Raw genomic sequence first — 21,467 nt, 5'->3', positions numbered from 1 at the left:
TGCCCGCGACAGTGCCTTGCGCGCGGCTCATGGAGTGGCGTCGCCAAGCAGGGCCTCACAGCCGGTTGCCCGACACTGGCCCCTTGTCTAAAGTGCCTGCCCAATCACCGCCGCCGGGGGAGAACACCATCATGTCGGGCAGCGTCAACAAGGTCATCCTGATCGGCAACCTGGGCCGCGACCCGGAAGTCAGGACCATGCAGAACGGCGGCAAGGTGGCCAACCTCAACCTGGCCACCTCCGACACCTGGAAGGACAAGGCCACCGGCGAGCGCCGCGAGCGTACCGAGTGGCACCGCGTGGTCATCTTCGGCCCCACCGCCGAGGTCGCCGAGCGCTACCTCAAGAAGGGCTCCAAGGTCTACATCTGCGGCCAGTTGCAGACCCGCAAATGGCAGGACCAGTCGGGCCAGGAGCGCTACACCACGGAAGTGGTGGTGCAGGGCTTCGGCGGCGAGATGACCATGCTCGACGGCCGCCCCAGTGGTGGTGGCGGTGGTGGTGGCGGTGGTGGTGGTGGTGGCGGCGACAGCTATGGCGGCAACCAGGGCGGCGGCTATGGCGGCGGCCAGGGTGGGAACCAGGGCGGCGGCTATGGTGGCGGCTCCTCCGGTGGCCAGGGCGGTGGCTGGGACATGCCGCCGGCCGGCGGCGGCGACCTGGACGACGACATCCCCTTCTGAGCGCCGGCCCGCCAGGGGGCCAAGCGCCGCCCCGCCAGGGGGACCAAGCGAAAGTCTCGTTGTTCGCCCCCCGGGCCTCTGCTAGATTTCGGGGCTCTCCGGGGCCCGCCCGATGGGGTCGACATCGTTGGCCGGCTCCGTCCGGGGGCCCACCGCGCGGCGGCCCGCCCGCCCGCGCCCACCCGGGCCGCCCGCCCCCGACTTTTCAAAGCCTTGATCGATCCGGAACACGCCCACCGTGACCACGCCGCCGTTGCCCGCCGCCGACATCCAGCCGATCAACCTCGAGGACGAGATGAGAAGCTCGTACCTCGACTACGCCATGAGCGTCATCGTCTCGCGCGCCCTGCCCGACGTGCGCGACGGCCTGAAACCGGTGCATCGGCGCATCCTGTTCTCCATGAAGGAGAACGGCTACGAGTACAACAAGCCCTATCGCAAGTCGGCGCGCATCGTCGGCGACGTCATGGGTAAGTACCACCCGCACGGCGACCAGGCGATCTACGACGCCATGGTGCGCATGGCGCAGGACTTCTCCATGCGCCTGCCGCTGATCGACGGCCAGGGCAACTTCGGCTCGATGGACGGCGACAAGGCGGCGGCCATGCGCTACACCGAGGCCCGGCTGGCCCGCGCCGCGCACAGCCTTTTGGAAGACATCGACAAGGAAACCGTCGACTTCCAGGCCAACTACGACGAAACCACCCGCGAGCCGGTGGTCCTGCCGGCCCGCTTCCCCAACCTTCTGGTCAACGGGGCGGGCGGCATCGCGGTGGGCATGGCGACCAACATCCCGCCGCACAACCTGGGCGAGGTGATCGACGCCTGCTGCGCGCTGATCGACAACCCCGACACCGACGACGCCGACCTGCTGGAACTGGTCCCCGGCCCCGACTTCCCGACCGGCGGCACCATCCTCGGGCGGGCCGGCATCCGCGCCGCCTACGCCACCGGGCGCGGCTCCATCGTGATGCGCGGGCGCACCCACTTCGAGGAGGTGCGCAAGGACCGCGAGGCCATCATCGTCACCGAGGTGCCCTACCAGGTGAACAAGGCGGCGATGATCGAAAAGACCGCCGAGCTGGTGCGCGACAAGAAGCTGGAAGGCATCGCCGAGATCCGCGACGAGTCCGACCGCCACGGCGTGCGCGTCGTCGTCGAGCTGAAGCGCGACGCCCAGGCCGAGGTGGTGCTGAACCAGCTTTTCCGCTTCACCCCGCTGCAAAGCACCTTCGGCGTCAACATGCTGGCCATCAACGGCGGGCGGCCGGAGATGCTGACCCTGCGCCAGGTGCTGGAGGCCTTCCTCGACTTCCGCCAGGAGGTCATCCGCCGGCGCACCGTGTTCGAGCTGGGCAAGGCCCGCGACCGGGCCCACGTGCTGGCCGGGCTGGCCATCGCGGTGGCCAACATCGACGCCGTGATCGCCCTGATCCGCGCCGCCCCCGACCCGCAGACGGCGCGCGAACAGCTGATGGCCCGCGACTGGCCGGCCGACAGCGTGGCCCCGCTGATCGCCCTGATCGACGACCCCACCCACCAGGTGGTCGACGGCCACTACCGGCTGTCGGAGACCCAGGCCCGGGCCATCCTCGATCTGCGCCTGCACCGCCTGACCGGCCTGGAGCGCGACAGGATCGGCCAGGAGCTGACCGAGATCGGCGCGCGCATCCGCCACTTCCTGGCCATCCTCGGCGACCCCGAGACGCTGATGGGCGTGCTGCGCGACGAGCTGGTGGAAATGCGCGAGAACTTCGCCACCGAGCGGCGCACCACCATCGAGGAAAACGAGTTCGAACAGGACATCGAGGACCTCATCCCGCGCCAGGACATGGTGGTCACCCTGACCGCCAGCGGCTACGTCAAGCGGGTGCCGCTGTCCAGCTACCGGGCCCAGCGGCGCGGCGGGCGCGGCCGCTCCGGCATGGCGACCCGCGAGGCCGACGTGGTGACCAGCCTGTTCGTCGCCAACACCCACGCCCCGGTGCTGTTCTTCACCACCACCGGCATGGTCTACAAGCTGAAGGTCTACCGCCTGCCCCAGGGCAATCCCCAGGCCCGCGGCAAGGCCGCCGTGAACATCCTGCCGCTGGCCGAGGGCGAGGCCATCGCCACCGTCATGCCGCTGCCCGAGGACGAGGAGTCCTGGGCCGACCTCCATGTGATGTTCGCCACCGCGCGCGGCGGCGTGCGGCGCAACAGCCTGTCGGACTTCACCAGCGTGCGCGCCAACGGCAAGATCGCCATGAAGCTGGACGACGGCGACAGCCTGATCGGCGCGCTGACCTGTCGGGCCGACCAGGACGTGCTGCTCTGCACCCGCAACGGCAAGGCGATCCGCTTTTCGGTCGAGGACGTGCGGGTGTTCGCCGGGCGCACCTCGACCGGCGTGCGCGGCATCCGCCTGCTCGACGACGACCGGGTGATGTCGCTGTCGCTGCTGTCCGGCGGCGACCACGACAGCGACACCCGAAACGCCTACCTGAAGGCCGCGCGGCGCCTGCGCGGCGAGGAAAACGGCGAGGCCGAGAACGAGACCGGGGGCGAAAGCCCGGCCGAGAACGGCACCGAGGATGCGGCCAGCGCCGACATCGACCTCGACGCCGAGCTGTTCGCCACCATGCAGGCGGCCGAGGAATTCATCCTGACGGTGACCGAGAACGGCTTCGGCAAGCGGACCTCGGCCTACGAGTACCGGCGCACCGGGCGCGGCGGCCAGGGCATCACCAACATCGACACCTCGGCCCGCAACGGCCAGGTGGTGGCCTCGCTGCCGGTCGGCGACGACGACCAGATCATGATGATCTCCAACGCCGGACGGTTGATTCGCCTGCCGGTCGGTGATATCCGCATCGCCGGCCGCGCCACCCAGGGGGTGACCCTGTTCCGCACCGATGCCGACGAAACCGTCGTCTCGGTGGCCCACCTGGCTGACGACGGGGCTGACGACGGCGCCGACGACGGGGCCGACGAAGACAGCGAAGACGGGGCCGAAGACGGGACCGAGAACGGCGGGCTCGACGGCCTGGAAGACGACACCAACGGCGCCGATTCCGCGCCCACCGACGACTGACCGAGCGCCCGGGCACCCCCGGCAACAGGAACGAGACCAGCCATGGCCGAGGCCAACAGCCAGCCGCGTGGCCCTCGGGTGGGGGTCTACCCGGGCACCTTCGATCCGATCACCAACGGCCACCTGGACATCATCCAGCGGGCCACCCGACTGGTCGACCGGTTGGTCGTCTCGGTGGCCAGGAACGCCGGCAAGGGGCCCCTGTTCGGCCTCGACGAGCGGGTCGAGATGGTGCGCGCCGAAATCGCCGACCTGCCAGCCAACGGCACGGTGATCGAGGTCGCCCCCTTCGATTCCCTGCTCATCGACCATGTGCGCGGCGTCGGCGGCACGCTGATCGTGCGCGGCCTGCGCGCCGTCTCCGATTTCGAGTACGAGTTCCAGATGGCCGGCATGAACGCCCGTCTGGCCGGCGACGTGGAAACCGTCTTCCTGATGGCCGCCGAACGCTGCCAGTTCATCTCCTCGCGCTTCGTCAAGGAGATCGGCCGCCTGGGCGGCGACATCAGCTCGTTCGTGCCGCCCCGGGTGCGCCGCCGGGTGCTGGACGCCTACGCCGCCGGCGCCCCCTGAGCCGCCCCCCGCCCGATCAAGGAGCCCCGCCAATGGCTGCCACCCGCCGCCTTTTCCTGGCCTGCCTGATGACCCTTGCCCTGGGAGTATCCCCCCTCATGACCGACACCGCCGCCGCCGCCGAGATGGACCCCGAGAACACCCTCTACATGGACCTCGACCATGGCCGCGTGGTGATCCGCCTGCGCCCCGATCTGGCCCCCGGCCACGTGGCGCGGATCAAGGAGCTGACCCGCGAGGGCTTCTACGACGGCACCGTCTTCCACCGCGTCATCGACGGCTTCATGGCCCAGGGCGGCGACCCCACCGGCACCGGCATGGGCGGCTCCGACAAGCCCGATCTCAAGGCCGAGTTCTCCGACGCCCCGCACCTGCGCGGCACCGCCTCGATGGCCCGCGCCCAAAGCCCCAACAGCGCCAACAGCCAGTTCTTCATCTGCCTGGATGACGCCCGCTTCCTGGACGGCCAGTACACCGTGTGGGGCGAAGTGGTCGAGGGCATGGAATACGTCGACATGATCCAGAAGGGCGATTCCAGCCGCAACGGCAAGGTCGCCGTGCCCGACCAGATCGTGAAAATGCAGGTCGCCGCCGACGCCGAGTAGGGGCGCGGTCGCCCCCACCACCAAACCACAAAGGGCGCCCCGGACGGGCGCCCTTTTTGTTTTTCCGATCCCGGGCGTGCCCCGGAGCAGAGCGGCTCGCCGCCCCCTACCGCCCCTTCAGTAGTTCGCGGCGCTCGCCGTCGACGTCACCTCCATGGCCCGCATGTAGGCGCTTTGGCAGTAGGTCTGATAGGCTACCCCCTTCCGGGCGCAGGCCTGCAACAGGGAGGTGGCCCGCCGCTGATCGCCGGCCTTGACGGTCAGGCTGATGGCCAGGGCGAAGTATTCGTGCTCGGGATGCATGGCCACCTTGTTCTGGCCGTGCTTGAGAACATCGAAAGCCTCGTCCCAACGCTGCAAGCGGATGTACTCCCCCAACAGCAGCGTGAACACGCGCTTGGTGGCCCCCGAGCCCGCCCGGGCAATCTCAAGATTCTTCAATGCCGTGGCGATATTGCCCTGGCCCTTGCGGGCGTGGAAAAGAATGATCCGGGCCCGCGGGTCCGGGTCGTTGGCCCCTTCGAGCACGGCCAGGGCCTTTTCCGCCGCCAGATCGTGGTCGTTGGCCTCCAGGGCTTCCTCGGCCTCGTTCAGGAAGACGCTGCGCTTGATCACCTCGAAACCAGCCCCCCGCCAGACCACCTTGTGCAGCCTGTCCACCGACGGCTTGTCCATGAAGACATCCTTGCGATAGTGGGTCCGCTCGTATCCCGCCAGATTGAACAGGCGTTCCTCGGCGCTTGGATGCTCGTGCTTGCCCTCGGTCGTCTTGTAGGGCAGCGGAGCCGGTTCCTCGGGTGCCTCGCCGCCGTTGATCAGGGTGGCAAGGCCGGTATCGAGCCCATTGATCATCCCCTTGATGGCGGTGCCCAGGGAGGGCTCGCTCTCTCCGGCCTCGCCCTTCTTGGCCTGGGCGGCCTCGGCAGCCTCTTCCTGGGATTGGAGGCGCTCAAGATAGACCGCCACCTTGCCCCAGTCGTAGCCGGCCCGCTTGGTCAGATCGAGGGCCATCAGGTCGGCCTGGATTTCGTGCTCGCGCTGCCACTCGAAGAAGCCGACCTCTTCGGCGTGATGGCGCTGCATGCGCTCGAGCATGAGCACGGCGAGGGCGGCATTCTTGTTGTTGCCGTCGCCGGCCAGAAGGGAAGCCAGAAAGGTCGCCCCCACCGCGGTCTGCTTGCTGCGGTAAAGCTGGCGGGCGATGGCATCGTGGTGGTTGAGCAGGCTGTGGGTCAGTTCGTGGGCAATGACGGCGGCCAGCTCGTCTTCCGTCTCCACGTTGACCAGCAACCCGATGGAGATCTGCAACACGTTGAACCGGTTCATCGCGGCCATGTAGCTCGGATTGTCGATGATGATCGCGGTCACCGGTGGATCAAGCGGTTGGTGGGGCCATTGGGCGAGCAGGCGGTTAATCACCGTCTGCACGTAGTCGGTGATGGCCCGCGCCCCGGGGCCCTCCAGGGGAACGAAGTTCTTGTTGCGGGCGGTGCGTTTGGTCAACTCCAGCGGGGTGACGGCGCCCAGCGCCAGGGCCCGCTGTTCGGCGGCCCGGGACTGGGCCCAGGCGCGCACGTTCAGACCGACCTGCTGGCCCCCCTCGGTGTAGCGGACGTCGTCCAGGAAGTCGGTGTAGAAGTTGGGCTCAAGGGGTTTGATCCGGACTTCCTGGGCCTGCCCGATCAGCGGCTGCTCCTGGAACTCCTGGTAAGCGTGTTGGGGCTCGGACTTGCCAAGCAGAGCCTGGGTTGTCTTGCACCCGCCAAGGCCGACCAGGGCCAGCCCGAGAACCATCAGGAACGCCAAACGCCGCACGCCAAACCCCCCTCTTTCCAACGTTCACCTGTTGTCGGTGGCTACTTGCAAGGCTCCTCGCCCAGTCCCCTGGCGGCCAAACTTCGCACCTGAGCGTCAATATCACCGTCTGAATTTTCGGCAATTGCTGATCCAGCTCGAATTTTTGTTTGATTTTGACACCCAACCGGGCTTGAATTAATGACTTCTTCTCCGGTTTCCACCTGGGTCCTCTTGACCCAACCCACCCCCTGGGCTTCCAGAAGGGCCCCCTTTGGCGCCACCCCCCAAGACGACAATGGGGAGAGACGGCAACTGGCTGAGCGACACCTCGCGCAGAAATTCGCTCCGATCAGAATAGACATCGACCAGCCCGATGGCGGGGTCGGCCCGAAACGCGCGGATGGTCACCTCTTCCGCCCGCAGGGGCAGGGCCAGACACCCGCCCACCACCACCGCCGTGACTGCGGCGGCAAGCCGATGGATCAGGTGGGCCCCCTCTGCCATGCCTTCCCCCTTCAGCACCGCCTGTGATTCCGCCGGGGCCGGGACCTTGACGCCCTGCCTGTCCGGCCGGGCATTGGAAAAGCCCTCGTCGAGGCCCTGCCTGCGGCAAAACCGGCGCTGTCTGTCACCGTCCCCACCACCTGGAATCCCGCAGCCTGCCAGGCAACACCCCGGGCCGTTCCGTTACACCAAGTCTAGTCACAGTGGGGCCGGGCCGAGTTGCCAAGCCCCCGGCCGACCGCGGCCGATTGATGTTCACCGGTGCTGGCACACCCGACCAATTCACCCGGCGCCCTGGCCTCGGCCATGTCAGAGGTGAGGACCTGCGTTCTCTTGACCCATCCCACCCCTTCGGCCTGCAGAAGGATCCCGTTGTCACTGGCCCCCACGACGGCAATGGGAGGGGCCGGCAACTGGCTGACCGGCACCTCGCGCTGCCACGTGCCCTGATCGGAAAAGATGTCGACCAGCCCGGTGGTGGGGTCGGCGCGAAACGCACGGATGGTCACCTCTTCCGCCCTCAGGGGCAGGGCCAGACACCCGCCCAGCGCCACCGCCACCAGCCCGGCGGCAAGCCGGCGAATCACCAGGGAACCCTCTGCCATGCCTCTCCCCTTCGCAAAGCGTGTCATTTCGCCCAAAGGCAGCCGGCGCGCACTCTACCTTTACCTGTCCCGGGCGGGCAACGGAAAATCCAACGACAACCCCGAGGGGCGACGTGCATCGCCGGCGCTTGCCGAGGGCGCGCGGCGCGCTTAGCCTGTAGGCCAGGGGAAAGAACGACCCAAGGGGGAGAGAGTGAAGAGCAGTCTGGTTTTTCGTGAGGAGTTCCGGGTGGGCCGCGCCGCGCTGCACCATCTCAAGGGCCTACAGCTCGGCAAGGTTCTGTTCGCCCTGCTCTCGGCGATCCTGATCAATGTGTTCGACCCGCTTGGCCTGTCCGGCGCGACCCAGGAACGCAGTGTGGAGTCCCTGAACAAGATTCTCTCGCCGTTCCACCCCACCGACGGACAGGGCACCGTCACCGTGGTGCTGATCGACGAGCCCTCCGTCGATCCCACGCTCGGCGAGGAAAGCAGGAAGCAGGGGATCGTCGGGGTTTCCTACCCGCTGACCTACGACAACTACAGGGACATCCTGTCGGTCACTCTGTCCTACCGCCCGAAAGCGGTGTTCGTGGACCTGATCATCTCCGAGGGCGGCTCGCGGGCCGAAGACGGGGGCAGTCTGGCTCGCCTGCTGGGACACAACATGGCACGGCGGGAGGCGACGGCGCGGGGCGAACCCGTTCCCCTGCCCTATGTGCCGGTCTACTATCCTGACCCCGAGGCGGTTGGGGTGCCGCTCTCCAGGCAGCCGGCCTGCGAGCATGGCGGAGTGGCCGAACTGGGCGTTTTCGGGGCACTGGCCGAGGAGCGGCCGTTCATTATCCGGGACGACGCCTTCACCGGCTTCTACCCCCTGCTCGCCCAACGCGACTGCGCCAGCGAAGACGGCGACAACCTGTTGGTCTCCCCGGCCCTGATGCTCTATCTGGACCTGTGCCGGGATCACCCCGAGACCTGCCCGCACGGCCTCGGGCCCCCGGACACCCCGCTGGTGGCACGGTTCGGCACCCCCATGGCGCTGGGCTGGTCCGACGCCACCGGCCCCGGCAACCTCGCCTACCGGGACCGCCAAGGCACTCCGTATTGTCAGAGCTTCGAAAGCTCTCCGGCCGAGCGGGCCGGACGCTATTTCCTGGCCGCCCTTTTCGGCGCCGCCGGAGACCGTCTGGTGAGACCCCCGGAAAGCAACTGCTTCTATCAGGATTCCCTCAGTGTTCTCGAGTTGTTATCCCAGTATCACAGGATCACCCCACCCGCCTTCGGAGTCGGCCCCCAGAACTGCGACGCCCTGGGCGACGGCATCGGCAGCGATTTCCTGGAGAAGCGCCTGTGCGGACGGGTGGTGATGCTGGGCATGGATCTGGTCGGCATCAACGACACCATGCCCTCGCCGGTGCATGGCCGGGTGCCCGGGGTGGTCTGGCATGCCCAGGCCCTGGACAACCTGCTGGTCTACGGCCCCGACTACCTGCGCCAGCCCCCCACCGTCTTCATGAACGCCGACATGGGCTCGGCGTTCGAGATCGGCTTGCTGTTCGTCGCCCTGCTGGGAGCGGCGATCACGGCCCGCTGGATCAAGCGCCGACGCAGCCGCCCGCAGCACGCCCCGGCCAGCGCCAGCCTGCCCGCATGGTCCGAGCTTGCCGAACAGCCCCACCTGCTGATCCAGGCCGGGGTCGGCCTGGCGTGGATCGCCGCCAAGCTGCTTGTGGTCGGTGCCGTGATCTTCTGCCTGATCCTGGGCGCCGAGATCATCTATGTCTCGCTGTCGCGCTACGAGCCCAACAACTGGCTGGGCGTGGCCTCCATCGCCTACGCCACCTTCGGCTTCATGATCAGCCGTATGTCCGGCCAGGGCGACACCGACGGCGCGACCTGAGCGCCCTGCCCGCCGGCGCCCCCCGGGGGTTGACTCCCGGGGCGGCTAGGCCAAAACTGCCCGCTCGCAAAGCGCGCAGACCCACCAGACCACGCCAGGAACCCGAAAAAAAGCCTAGAGCAGATCGTGCGAAATGTGAATCGCGGAGCGCTTCAGATTTCGCACGATCTGCTCTCGATCTTAGATGTAGAGCCGATTTGAGCGAAAAATCGTTAACCACCAAGTGGTTCCGATTTTTCGCTCTCGGCTCTAGTGCCACCGTCCAGAGCCGGGGCGTTCCTCCCCGCCAGACACGGAGAAACACATGCCGGTTTTTCGCCGATTCGCCCTCTCCCTGGCCTTGTGCGCCCTGATGGCAGCCTGTCAGACGACCGACACCGCCCGGGTCAGCGAGGACCATGACTGGGGGATTCCCGTCACCACCGAGTACCGGGACGCCGATTTCCATGCCCCCACCCCCACCTCCGTCCCCGGCGCGACGGTCATCTCGACCGAAAAACTGGCCGCTGCCCTGGAGGAAGAGACCCCGCCCCTGCTGATCGATGTGCTTGGCGGCGACGGCCACAACACCATTCCCGGGGCAGTCTGGCTCAAGGGGGCGGGGTGGGAAGGCACCAGCGACGCCCGCCTGGACGCGAAGTTGGCCGAGCTGACCAACGGCGACAAGTTCCGGGACACTGTCTTTTTCTGCCTGGGCCCGCGCTGCTGGCTGTCCTACAACGCGGCCATGCGCGCCTCGCGTCTGGGCTACGTGAACACTTACTGGTACCGCGGCGGAGTCAACGGATGGGAGGCTTCCGGGCGTCAGTTGGTCCCGGCGACCCGAGCCGAGTGGTAGGGGCGCGGTCGGCGGTCAATACCAAAGGGGCGCTGCCCCTTTGGAACCCCGCCGGGGGACACAGGGTGTCCCCCGGACCCTCGCCATGACGTAAAAACCACCCGGAGGGGCTGCCCCCTCCGGGTGGTTTTTTCTTCGTGGAGGGGTCCGGGGAAGCCCGGCTTCCCCGGCGGGGGTTCCAAGGGGGCGGCGCCCCCTTGGCATCGGCCGCCGAGAGCGGGCCTACTTGTCGTCGCCCATGCGCAGGGCGTTGATGAAGGCGGACTGGGGGATTTCCACCTTGCCGAACTGGCGCATCCGCTTCTTGCCCTCTTTCTGTTTCTCCAGAAGCTTGCGTTTGCGGGTGATGTCGCCGCCGTAGCATTTGGCGGTGACGTCCTTGCGCAGGGCGGCGATGGTTTCGCGGGCGATGATGCGGCCGCCGATGGCGGCCTGGATGGGCACCTTGAACATGTGCCTGGGGATCAGGTCCTTCAGCCGTTCGCAAATCTGTCGGCCGCGCAGTTCCGATTGGGTGCGGTGGGCGATGAAGGCCAGGGCGTCGACCGGCTCGGCGTTGACCAGGATGGAGACCTTGACCAGATCGCTTTCGATGTAGCCGGTCATTTCGTAGTCGAAGCTGGCGTAGCCCCGGCTGATCGACTTCAGGCGGTCGTAGAAGTCGAAGACGATCTCGTTCAGCGGCAACTCGTAGACCGCCATCGCCCGCCCGCCGACGTAGGTCAGGTCCTTCTGGATGCCGCGCCGCTCGGTGCACAGGGCGAGCACCGGGCCCAGGTACTCGTCGGGCACCATGATGGTGGCCTTGACCCAGGGTTCCTCGATGCGGTCGATGCGGGTCGGGTCGGGCATGTCGGCCGGGTTGTGCAGTTCGATCATCTGCCCGTCGACCATGAACAGCTTGTAGACCACGCTGGGCGCGGTGGTGATCAGGTCCAGGCCGAACTCGCGCTCCAGGCGTTCCTGGATGATCTCCATGTGCAAAAGGCCGAGGAAGCCGCAGCGGAAGCCGAAACCCAGCGCGGCGGAGCTTTCCATCTGGAAGTCGAAGCTGGCGTCGTTCAGGCGCAGCTTGGCGAGGCTTTCGCGCAAGGCCTCGAAATCCGAGGTGTCGACCGGGAACAGCCCGCACCAGACCACCGGGATGGACGGCTTGAAGCCCGGCAGGGGCTCGGCGGCGGGGCGGCGGTCGTCGGTCAGGGTGTCGCCCACCTGGGTGTCGGCGACCGACTTGATGCCGGCCATGACGAAGCCCATCTCGCCGGCTTCCAGGGCCTCCACCTCGACCATCTTGGGGCTGAAGAAGCCCACCTTGTCGATCGGATGGACCGCCCCGGTGCGCATCATGCGCATGCGCATGCCCTTCTTCAGGCGCCCCTCGACGACCCGCACCAGCACGATCACCCCCAGGTAGGGGTCGTACCAGGAATCGACCAGCAGGGCCTTGGGGGGCGCCTCGCGGTCGCCGGCCGGGGCGGGCAGGCGCTGGACCAGGGCTTCCAGCACATCGCCGATGCCGAGCCCGGTCTTGGCGGAAATCTCCAGCGCCTCGGAGGCGTCCAGGCCGATCACGTCCTCGATCTGCTGGCGGATGCGGTCGGGCTCGGCGGCCGGCAGGTCCACCTTGTTGAGCACCGGGACGATCTCCAGGTCGTTGTCCAGCGCCAGATAGACGTTGGCCAGGGTCTGCGCCTCCACCCCCTGGCTGGCGTCGACCACCAGCAGCGCCCCCTCGCAGGCGGCCAGGGAGCGGCTGACCTCGTAGGAGAAGTCGACGTGGCCCGGGGTGTCCATCAGGTTGAGCTGATAGGTCTCACCATCCTTGGCGGTGTAGGCCAGACGCACCGTCTGGGCCTTGATGGTGATGCCGCGCTCGCGCTCCAGCTCCATGGAATCGAGCACCTGCTCCTTCATCTCGCGCTCTTCCAGGCCGCCGCAGGTCTGGATCAGGCGGTCGGCCAGGGTCGACTTGCCGTGATCGATGTGGGCGATGATGGAGAAGTTGCGGATGCGCGAAAGGTCTGTGGTCATGGAGGAGCCGGGTTGTTGGAGACGGGGGCCGCCCCGGACTGGGCCGGAAAGGGGGGCAGCGGGAAGCGCACATTAGGGCAGGCCCGGGGGCGGGTCAAACCGCCACCGGGCCAGGGCACCGAAGTGTGGGGTGAAAGGCGTCCCGGGCGGAAACCCGGGAAGCCCGGTCTCAGCGGTCGAGCCAGATTTCGGCCCGGCGGTTGCCCGCCTCGCCGGCCGGCATGACCTCGAGATACAGCGGTTCGGTATCGCCCACCGCCCCGGCATACAGGCTGTCGGCCGGGAAGCCGGCGGCGAGCAGGGCGCGGGTCACCGCGTCGGCCCGTTGCAGCGAGGTTTCCAGGTTGATCAGCCGATGGCGCACCAGATCCATGTCCTGGGTGCGGCTGGAGGCGTGGCCGACCACGCGCAGGGTGCCGCCGTACTGGCGCTGCAGGTCGACCACCTGATCGATCACCCGATAGGCCTCGGACGACAGGCGGGCCGAGCCGTTGTTGAAATAGATGGTGGCGACCAGATCGGAGGACACCGCCATGGCCGGATTGAAGGCGCTCAGCGGATAGGGGCCGCCGGTCTCGTCGACCGAGGGCAGCGAGGCGAGCTGGTCGCCGCTGTTCAGGCTGGACACGCCGTCGGAGCTGATGACCACCGTGCCGCCGGAGGCGAAGGGGTCCTCGGCCCCGGGACCGGGCGGGTAGTCGGCGGGGCGGAAGCTGCCATCGGCCTGCCCCGGCGGCGGCGGCGGGCTGCCGGCCCGCTCCACCGCGCCGGCCGGGCTCGGCTGGGGGGACGGGCTGGCCGGCGGCGGCGGGGTTTCGGCCACCTGGGCGTTTTCCGGCTGCTCGGACAGGGCGCGCATGGTGCTCACCTGTCGGCGGCCGCTTTCGGTGTCGTACTGCCGGTTGGCGGTGTCGGGCACCAGCCCCTCGGCCAACGCCTCCTGCTCGGCCTCGGCGGCGGCCTGGTTGGCGGCGGCCTCGGACGCGGCGGCGGCGGACTGGCCGGCCGTGGTCGGCTCCACCGGGTCGTCCTCGAACCACGAGCAGCCGGCAAGGCCACCCAGCCCAAGCAGCAGCGCGGCGACGATCAGCGGCGCGCCCCCGATCAGCCTGCCCGTCGCGCGGACAGGGCGGCGGCCCGGAGCGGTGGCGGTGTGCTCGGTGGCTGGCATGGTCTCGCGATCCCCAGTTTTCACAACCAATTTCACAACCAATTTGACAACCAATCCTACAACCAAACGTCTCAACACCAAATTCTCGGCCAAGTTCTCGGCCAAGCGGCTTTCCCGGCCCGGTGGCGTTGTGCACCGCGGAGCCTTCCGGCGGCGCCGTCACCGATCAGCGATTTGGCGCCCTGCCCCGCGATCTGTTACCATCCGACCAAAGACCCGGGCGGCGACTTCACGCGGCATCTCAACAAGCATACCGTTAAGCCCAGGAAGGCGCTGGATTCGTTCCGTATCGAAGGTACCTCACTCCGGGACGCGAAGGAAGCGGTTGTTTCCGCCGAGTCGCGCCGCCTCTGCCGGTTTTCTCCCCACTGTTGCAAAGGGACCCCACCCGATGGCCAAGGACCCAGCGGATTCCAAGGACGCCGCCGCCCCGCCCACCGTCGACGCGACCCGGTGGGCCCAGCACATGCAGGACATCGCCGCCCGCAGCCAGCGGCTGGTCAGCGACTTTCTGGCCCGTCAGGCGGCCGACCCACAGGTTGGCATGTCCGATCCGCTGGCCATCGGCTCGGCCTTCCTTGACATGACCACCCAGATGATGGCCAGCCCGACCAAGCTGATGGAGGCCCAACTCGGCCTGTGGCAGGACTACATGACCCTGTGGCAGACCGCCGCCCGGCGCATGATGGGCGAGGACGACGTCGCGCCCCTGGCCCAGCCGGAGAAGGGCGACCGCCGCTTCAAGGACGAGGCGTGGAGCGAGAACCAGGTCTTCGACTACATCAAGCAGTCCTACCTGCTGACGGCGCGCTGGATGCGCCATGTGGTCAACGACGTGGAGGGGCTCGACCCCAAGACCGCCGCCAAGGTGGACTTCTACACCCGCCAGTTCGTCGATGCCCTGGCGCCGACCAATTTCGTCGCCACCAACCCCGAAGTGCTGCGCGAGACCCTGGAAAGCGGCGGCGAGAACCTGGTCAAGGGCCTGGAGCACCTGCTCGAGGACCTGGAACGCGGCAAGGGCCAGTTGCGCATCCAGATGACCGACGACACCGCCTTCGAGGTGGGGGTCAACGTCGCCGCCACCGAGGGCAAGGTGATCTATCGCAACGAGCTGATGGAGCTGATCCAGTACAGCCCGCGCACCGAAAAGGTGTTCGAGCGCCCGCTGCTGGTCATCCCGCCGTGGATCAACAAGTTCTACATCATGGACCTCAGGCCCAAGAACTCGCTGGTCCGCTGGCTGCTGGATCAGGGCCACACGGTGTTCATGATCAGCTGGATCAACCCCGACGAGAAGCTGGCCGGCAAGCGCTTCGAGGACTACATGCAGGAAGGCCCGCTGACCGCGCTGGACATCGTGCGGAAGGTCACCGGACAGCCGACGGTGAACGCCATCGGCTACTGCCTGGGCGGCACCCTGCTCGGCGCCACCATGGCCTACATGGCGGCCAAGGGCGATGACCGCATCACCTCGGCGACCCACTTCGTGACCATGCTCGATTTCGTCGAGCCGGGCGACCTGGGGGTGTTCATCGACAGCCAGACCCTGGAGATGCTCGACCGCAAGATGGCCGAGGTGGGCTATCTCGATGGCTCGGAGATGGCCACCACCTTCAACATGCTGCGCGCCAACGACCTGATCTGGTCGTTCGTCGTCAACAACTACCTGTTGGGCAAGGACCCCTTCCCCTTCGACCTGCTCTACTGGAACTCCGATTCGACGCGCATGCCGGCGGCCATGCACAGTTTCTACCTGCACGAGTTCTATGAGAAGAACCGGCTGAAGGACCCCGGCGCCATCACCCTGGAAGGGGTGCCGATCGACCTCGGCAAGGTGAAGGTGCCGTCCTACTTCATCTCAACGCTGGAGGACCACATCGCCCCCTGGCGCAGCACCTACCGCGGGGTGCACCTGTACAGCGGGCCGACCCGCTTCGTGCTGTCGGGCTCCGGGCACATCGCCGGCATCATCAACCCGCCCAACCCGGACAAGCCCAAGTACGGCTACTTCCTGAACAGCCGCAAGCCGAAGGACCCGGCGGCCTGGCTGAAGGGCGCCACCAAGAACGAAGGCAGCTGGTGGCCCGACTGGCAGAAGTGGGTGTCCTCGTTCACCGGGCCGCTGGTCGAGGCCCGCCAGCCCGGCAGCAAGGACTTCCCACCGCTGGAGGACGCCCCCGGCAGCTACGTGCGCATCCGGGTGTAGGACCGGCCGGGGCCGGCCGATGAAGCTTCGCCTGACCCTGCAGGGCGCCGACTACGAAAGCCGCGACCTGGGGCGTTTTCCGGCCTCCCGGGTGGGGGCTCTGTTCAAGGGACTGGACTGGGCCGCCCTGCGCGGCGAGGCGGCCCGGCGAGCGGCGGCGGGCGAGGACTTCTGCCCGCCCGGCCTGTACGTCGAGGCGCGGACCCTGTTCGGCCAGAGCCTGACCCTGCACCTGTTCACCCCCCATCCCGACCGCCCCACCTTCGAGGCGCTGACCCGGGAAACCTTCAGCGATCATCTGGCCGGCTGGGCGCCGCGCCGGCCGATACCGGAGCAGCATGCCCATTACCTGGACCCGGGCGGGGCGGCGGAACTGTTGAAACGTTTCCTGGACGACCTGCCCGACATGCTGTTGCAGCCGTCCGGCTATCAGGGCGGGTTCATCGCGCTGACGCGCCGGGCCTACGTCAACAGCCTGAAGATGATCGCCCTGATCGTCGCCCTGTGCGGACTGGTGGTGGCCGCCCTCACCGCCGCCCTGTGGGCCCGCCACCCCAGCCTGCGTCCCGACTGGATCGACGGGCAGCCCTGGCTGACCCAGGCCCTGGGCCGGCTGGGCGGCTGGCTGGGCGGCTGAGCGACCGGCACCGCACGGACCGTTGCCGCCCCCTCCCGGCCGGGCGCCAGGCGGCCTTCACACAAACCCGTCCCGGGCCCGCAGCAGGCCATGGGCCATCCGCTGCCCCCAGCCGCGCAGCGCGGCCAGCGGGAAGGGGCGCGGCATCGCCGCCATGACGGCCGGGATCTCGGCCATGGGCCCGGCGGCCCGGCCGCTCAGGACGCGGGCGACGGCGCGGCCGCTCCAGGTGCCCAGCGACACCCCGACTCCCTGAAAGCCGATGGCAAACCAGATGCTGGAATCGTCGGGCAGGCAACCGACGGTGGGTGACAGGCGACTGGTGATGCACCACGGGCCGCGCCACGCGTGGCTGATCCCGATCCCCGCCCAGGCCGGAAACTTCAGGGCCAGCCGCCGGGCCATGCGGTCGCGCCAGTGGGCCATGTCGGCCTCGCTGCCCCGGGTGCCGCCGGGGCCGGCGATCAGCAGGCGGCGGCCACCGGCGGCGTCGGGCGGCAACAGGCGCACGTCGGTCAACAGGCGGCGCGTGTCACTGATCGGCTCCGTGCCGACGAAGCGGTGGGCGGCCTGCTCGGTCGGGCTCAGCGGCCGGCTGACAATGACCTGGGTCAGCACCGGCAGGTAGGCGCCCCGGAAGGGCGGCCGGCGTCCGGCCGGGCCCAGGTCGTCCGGGGTGAAGGCGTTGGTCGCCACCACCACCTGATCGGCCCGCAGCTCGCCCTCAGGGGTGGTCAGGATATGGCGCCCCGCTTCCCGCCGCCAGGAAACCACCGGGCTGCCGCCATGCAGACGGGCCCCGGCGGCGCGCGCCGCTATCGCCAGTCCAACCGCCAGACGCAAGGGGTTGAGGCCGAAGCTGCCGGCCATGAACAGGGCGCCATGGCTGTCCGGGCTGGCGTGATGGCGCTCGGCCAACTCCTCGGCCGACCACAGGGCGGTTGGTGGGCCGCCGAAGCGGGCCAGGGCTTCCTGGTGGTCGCGCAGTCCGGCCAGGGCGGCCGGCCGGTGGGCCACCGCCAACTCGCCGGCGCCCTGGCGGGCCAGATCGAAGCCATGGGTTTCGGCCAACTCGCCGACCAGGGCGATGGCCTCCTGCTGGACGCGCACGAAACGGCGCGTCTCCTCGGCGCCGTGGCGACGGGCCAGGGCATCCAGTGAGCGGAAGCTGCCGCCCAGGCAGCACATGCCGCTGTTGCGCCCGGACGCCCCCCAGCCCGGCCAGGCCGCCTCGAGCACCACCACCTCGACCCCGGCCCGGGCCAGCTCGAGCGCCGCCGACAGACCCGTATAGCCGGCCCCGATCACCGCCACCCGACAGTTGGTGGCGCCGTCCAGCGGGGGCGCCGGCGGGGGCGGTGGGCTGTCCTCGGCCCACCAGGTGGGCGGCCGGCGGGTCGGGTCGCGCAGCTCCGGGTGGAGCAGCGAGGCGGCCATCGCCGCGCCGCGCCTACTTGTAGCCCCGCAACTGGTCGAGGTAGTTGGGCAGGAAGAGCGATATCTCGGGCACGTAGGTGATCACCACCAGACCGCACAGCAGGATCAGCAGCCACGGGGTGGCGGCCTTGATGGCCCAGCCGATGCTGTGCCCGGTTATCCCCGCCGTGACGAACAGGTTCAGTCCCACCGGCGGGGTGATCATGCCGATCTCCATGTTGACCACCATGATGATGCCGAAGTGGATCGGGTCGATCCCCAACTGCACGGCGATGGGGAACAGGATCGGCGCCATGATCAGGATGATCGCCGAGGGCTCCATGAAGTTGCCGGCGATCAACAGCAGGATGTTGACGACGATCAGGAAGCCCCAGGCCGGCAGCCCCCAGCCGGTGATCAACTCGGCGATCTCGTGCGGGATGCGCTCGGTGGTCAACACGTGGGCGAACAGCATGGCGTTGCCGATGACGAAGAGCAGCATGATGCTGACCTTGGCCGCGTCCAGCACCGTGCGCCCGACCTCCGGGTGGCTCACCGAGCGCAGCAGCCCGACCGGCAGCATCACCAGATTGCGCAGCACGGCCGAGGCGGTGCCCTCGCCCTCGGCCCGCCACGGGGTGTTCTTCAGCGGCCCGATGTCGCGATAGCCGTAGACGGCGATGAACCACGCATAGACCGCCGAGACGGCCGCCGCCTCGGTGGGGCTGGCGATGCCGCCGTAGATCGACCCCAGCACGATGATGATCAGCATCAGCCCGCCCAGGGCCGACAGGGTGGACGCCGCCATCTCGGCCAGGAAGGGGCCGAAGCCGGGGAACTCGGCGCGCGGCAGGCCACGCACCCGGGCCATGATGTAGATGGCGACCATCAGCGTCAGGCCGATCATGATGCCCGGCACGAACCCGGCCATGAACATGCGCGACGCCGATTCCTCGGTCGCCGCGGCGTAGACCAGCATGACGATCGACGGCGGGATCAGGATGCCCAGGGTGCCGGCGTTGGCGATCACCCCGGCGGCGAACTTCTCCGGATAGCCGTGGCGCACCATGCCGGCGATGACGATGCTGCCGATGGCCGCCACGGTGGCCGGCGAGGAGCCGGAGACGGCGGCGAACAGCATGCAGGCCAGCACGCTGGCCATGGCCATGCCGCCGCGGACGTGGCCGACCAGACTCATGGCAAAGCGGATCAGGCGGCGCGCCACGCCGCCGGAGGAGAGGAAGGCCGAGGAGAGGATGAAAAAGGGAATGGCCAGCAGGGTGTAATGGCTGGACAGGTTCTCGAACAGCTTCAAGGCCACCGAGGCCAGACTGTCGTTGGAGAACAAAAGGATGGTCAGCACGCTGGACAGACCCAGCGCCATGGCGATGGGCAGCCCCAGGGCGAGCAGAACGAACAGCAGGATGAACAGGAAGACGGTGGTCATCGCGCGGCCTCCTGGTTCATCTCGACCCGATCCTCGAGCACCTCGCGGGCCTCGTCGGCCAGATCGAAGCCACCCGCCTTGCCGGTCAGGATGCGCCAGCCGATCTCGGCCAGCCGCCAGCCGATCATCACCATGCCCAACATCAGCATGGAGAAGGTGACCCAGCGCGGAATGGGCAGGTCCTCCATCTCGATGCCGATCTTGTACATCTTGCTTTCATAGACCCAGCCGCCGGCCAGGAAGAGGCCGCAGTAGGCCAGCCCGGCGGCGACCACGACCAGCCCCACAACCCGCCGGGCCGCCAACGGCAGCAGGCGCACGAAGGCGTCCACCCCGATGTGCGCGCCCACCTTGATGCCGTAGGCGGCACCGAACAGCACGAACCAGGCAGCCCCCATCAGGGTCAACTCCTCGATCCAGAAGATGTCGATGCTGCCCTCGCCGAACAACTCGATCAGCTCGGCGTACATCAGGCGGACGATCACCTCGAAGAACACGAGAAGGGTCATCCCCACCAGGAACAGGCAGATGATGATCTCCTCCAGGCGGCCGAGGCCCTGGGCAATGGCGCGCAGCATGGGGCGGGCTTCCTTGGGCGCGAGAGGGAGGGGGCGCGAGAGGGACAAACAATGGCGCGGCGACACGAATGCGGCCCCGACATACGGCCCCGGTTATGGCATCGTGAAGCCCGGCCGCGACCGGCCGGGCTTCACGATGGTTCCTGAGCGGTGCTTTTGAAGGTTGGCGGCGGCCAAACGGTGGACGGGCGGCCGAAGCCGCCCGTCACCCATAAGGTCTTACATGTTGGACTCGACCGCGGCGTCGATCAGGTCCTTGCCGATCTGGTCCTCGAACTTGGCCCACACCGGCTTCATGACCTCGACCCACTGGGCGCGCTGCTCGGGGGTCAGCTCGTGGATGGTCGAACGGCCCGACTCGGCGATCTTGGCGCGGTCGCCGGTTGCCTTGTCCATGGCCACCTTGTTGCCGTGGGCGATGGCCTCGGCCAGGGCCTTGTCAACCTCGGCGCGCACATCGTCGGGCATGCTCTTCCAGAACTCGTCCGAGGTGACGATCAGGTAGTCGATCAGGCCGTGGTTGGAGGCGGTGATGTGCTCCTGCACCTCGAAGAACTTCTTGGAGTAGATGTTCGACCAGGTGTTTTCCTGCCCGTCGATGGCCTTGGTCTGCAGCAGGGTGAACACCTCGCTGAACGGCTTCTTCACCGGCAGGGCGCCGACCGCCTCGAACTGCGCCTGCAGCACGTCGGACGACTGGATGCGGAACTTCAGGCCCCTGGCGTCTTCCGGCACCAGCAGCGGCTTGCTGGCCGACAGCTGCTTCATGCCGTTGTGGATGTAGCCCAGGCCAAGCAGTCCGACGTCTTCCATCGAGGTCAGCAGCTTCTGCCCGGCGGGACCGTTCTGGAAGCGCTCGACGGCGGCCATGTCCTTGAACAGGAAGGGCAAATCGAAAATCTGCAGCTTCTCGGTGTACTGGCCGAACTTGGACAGCGACGGGGCGGCCATCTGGACATCGCCCAGCAGCATCGCCTCCAGCACCTGGTTGTCGTTGAACAGCTGCGAGTTGGGGTAGACTTCAACAACCACCTTGCCGTCCAGCCGCTCGGCGACCAGATCACGGAACTTGTTGGCCATCTGGCCCTTGGGGGTGTTCTCGGCCACCACGTGGCTGAACTTGATGACGATGGGGTCGTCGGCCCGGGCCTGATCGGCGATCAGGAACGGGGCAACAACCATCAGGGCGCTCAGCAGAGCACCGGCGGTAAGCTTGCGGATCACGGGTACCTCCCTAGACGATGGAGCCTCCGGGCGCCTTTATGGTGGCGCCCCGGAACGGAGCGCCCGGCAACCATCGCCGCCGGGCGCCCTCTTGGAACGAAAAGGTCCGGCCGGCAGCTTAGGCCAAAAGCGGCCTGCTTCGCAATAAAACCGCAAGCTGATTCTCCAGATGATTTCACAAGGCGGTCCCTAAG

Annotated in this window: 16 protein-coding genes; 8 read left to right on the top strand and 8 right to left on the bottom strand. The window is 68.0% G+C overall.

What is annotated here, in order from left to right; translation table 11 throughout:
- Positions 1 to 131: 131 nt before the first annotated feature.
- From ssb to BLR95_RS01620, 4 genes are all read left to right on the top strand, one after another.
- On the top strand, positions 132 to 683 hold the full coding sequence (ssb, locus tag BLR95_RS01635; protein WP_092614341.1) for a single-stranded DNA-binding protein: 552 nt from the start codon (positions 132 to 134) through the stop codon (positions 681 to 683).
- 238 nt (positions 684 to 921) lie between these two features.
- Positions 922 to 3,756, top strand: coding sequence for a DNA gyrase subunit A (gene gyrA / locus BLR95_RS01630; RefSeq protein WP_092614338.1), 2,835 nt, complete (start codon positions 922 to 924; stop codon positions 3,754 to 3,756).
- Between the two features lie 42 nt (positions 3,757 to 3,798).
- Positions 3,799 to 4,329 (top strand): pantetheine-phosphate adenylyltransferase, encoded by a 531-nt coding sequence (gene coaD / locus BLR95_RS01625; RefSeq protein ID WP_092614335.1) that lies wholly within the window; start codon positions 3,799 to 3,801, stop codon positions 4,327 to 4,329.
- A gap of 98 nt (positions 4,330 to 4,427) precedes the next feature.
- On the top strand, positions 4,428 to 4,934 hold the full coding sequence (locus BLR95_RS01620) for a peptidylprolyl isomerase (protein ID WP_092615229.1): 507 nt from the start codon (positions 4,428 to 4,430) through the stop codon (positions 4,932 to 4,934).
- Positions 4,935 to 5,051: 117 nt separating this feature from the next.
- On the opposite strand, the gene BLR95_RS01615 is transcribed toward BLR95_RS01620, so the two are convergent.
- Complete coding sequence (locus tag BLR95_RS01615; protein ID WP_092614332.1) at positions 5,052 to 6,749, bottom strand: M48 family metalloprotease; 1,698 nt, start codon at positions 6,747 to 6,749, stop codon at positions 5,052 to 5,054.
- 680 nt (positions 6,750 to 7,429) lie between these two features.
- Positions 7,430 to 7,840 (bottom strand): hypothetical protein, encoded by a 411-nt coding sequence (locus tag BLR95_RS01610; RefSeq protein ID WP_092614329.1) that lies wholly within the window; start codon positions 7,838 to 7,840, stop codon positions 7,430 to 7,432.
- 193 nt (positions 7,841 to 8,033) lie between these two features.
- Here BLR95_RS01610 and BLR95_RS01605 point away from each other — a divergent pair, with 193 nt between their 5' ends.
- The gene (locus BLR95_RS01605; protein WP_143130907.1) at positions 8,034 to 9,722 is read left to right on the top strand and encodes a CHASE2 domain-containing protein; all 1,689 of its coding nucleotides are present in this window, start codon (positions 8,034 to 8,036) and stop codon (positions 9,720 to 9,722) included.
- 304 nt (positions 9,723 to 10,026) lie between these two features.
- A complete protein-coding gene (locus BLR95_RS01600) occupies positions 10,027 to 10,560 on the top strand; it encodes a rhodanese-like domain-containing protein (RefSeq protein ID WP_092614326.1) in 534 nt (177 codons plus the stop codon).
- Positions 10,561 to 10,782: 222 nt separating this feature from the next.
- Here the strand turns inward: BLR95_RS01600 and lepA are convergent, their stop codons facing one another.
- Positions 10,783 to 12,591 (bottom strand): translation elongation factor 4, encoded by a 1,809-nt coding sequence (lepA, locus tag BLR95_RS01595; RefSeq protein WP_092614323.1) that lies wholly within the window; start codon positions 12,589 to 12,591, stop codon positions 10,783 to 10,785.
- Between the two features lie 169 nt (positions 12,592 to 12,760).
- Entirely contained in the window at positions 12,761 to 13,762 is a 1,002-nt protein-coding gene (locus BLR95_RS01590) for an OmpA family protein (RefSeq protein WP_092614320.1), read from the bottom strand.
- Between the two features lie 391 nt (positions 13,763 to 14,153).
- Between BLR95_RS01590 and BLR95_RS01585 the strand changes: the two genes are divergently transcribed.
- On the top strand, positions 14,154 to 15,971 hold the full coding sequence (locus BLR95_RS01585) for a PHA/PHB synthase family protein (RefSeq protein WP_092614317.1): 1,818 nt from the start codon (positions 14,154 to 14,156) through the stop codon (positions 15,969 to 15,971).
- Between the two features lie 19 nt (positions 15,972 to 15,990).
- Positions 15,991 to 16,608, top strand: coding sequence for a hypothetical protein (locus tag BLR95_RS01580; RefSeq protein ID WP_092614314.1), 618 nt, complete (start codon positions 15,991 to 15,993; stop codon positions 16,606 to 16,608).
- A 57-nt stretch (positions 16,609 to 16,665) separates the two neighbouring features.
- Here BLR95_RS01580 and BLR95_RS01575 read toward each other — a convergent pair whose 3' ends face one another.
- The 4 genes from BLR95_RS01575 to BLR95_RS01560 all read right to left on the bottom strand — a co-directional run bounded on the left by BLR95_RS01575 (position 16,666) and on the right by BLR95_RS01560 (position 21,273).
- On the bottom strand, positions 16,666 to 18,045 hold the full coding sequence (locus BLR95_RS01575; RefSeq protein WP_092614311.1) for an NAD(P)/FAD-dependent oxidoreductase: 1,380 nt from the start codon (positions 18,043 to 18,045) through the stop codon (positions 16,666 to 16,668).
- A gap of 13 nt (positions 18,046 to 18,058) precedes the next feature.
- Positions 18,059 to 19,471: a TRAP transporter large permease gene (locus BLR95_RS01570; protein ID WP_092614308.1), complete on the bottom strand. Its 1,413-nt coding sequence runs from the start codon at positions 19,469 to 19,471 to the stop codon at positions 18,059 to 18,061.
- Complete coding sequence (locus BLR95_RS01565) at positions 19,468 to 20,049, bottom strand: TRAP transporter small permease (RefSeq protein WP_176787515.1); 582 nt, start codon at positions 20,047 to 20,049, stop codon at positions 19,468 to 19,470. Before BLR95_RS01565 ends, BLR95_RS01570 begins: the two co-directional genes overlap by 4 nt.
- A 219-nt stretch (positions 20,050 to 20,268) precedes the next feature.
- Positions 20,269 to 21,273 (bottom strand): TRAP transporter substrate-binding protein, encoded by a 1,005-nt coding sequence (locus BLR95_RS01560; RefSeq protein ID WP_281241280.1) that lies wholly within the window; start codon positions 21,271 to 21,273, stop codon positions 20,269 to 20,271.
- Positions 21,274 to 21,467: the final 194 nt, after the last annotated feature.

This window comes from Roseospirillum parvum, from assembly GCF_900100455.1.
In the GTDB taxonomy this organism is placed as follows: Bacteria; Pseudomonadota; Alphaproteobacteria; order Rhodospirillales; family Rhodospirillaceae; genus Roseospirillum; species Roseospirillum parvum.
Note: the sequence above shows the minus strand (reverse complement) of the source record. Positions and strands in the feature narration are given on the sequence as shown.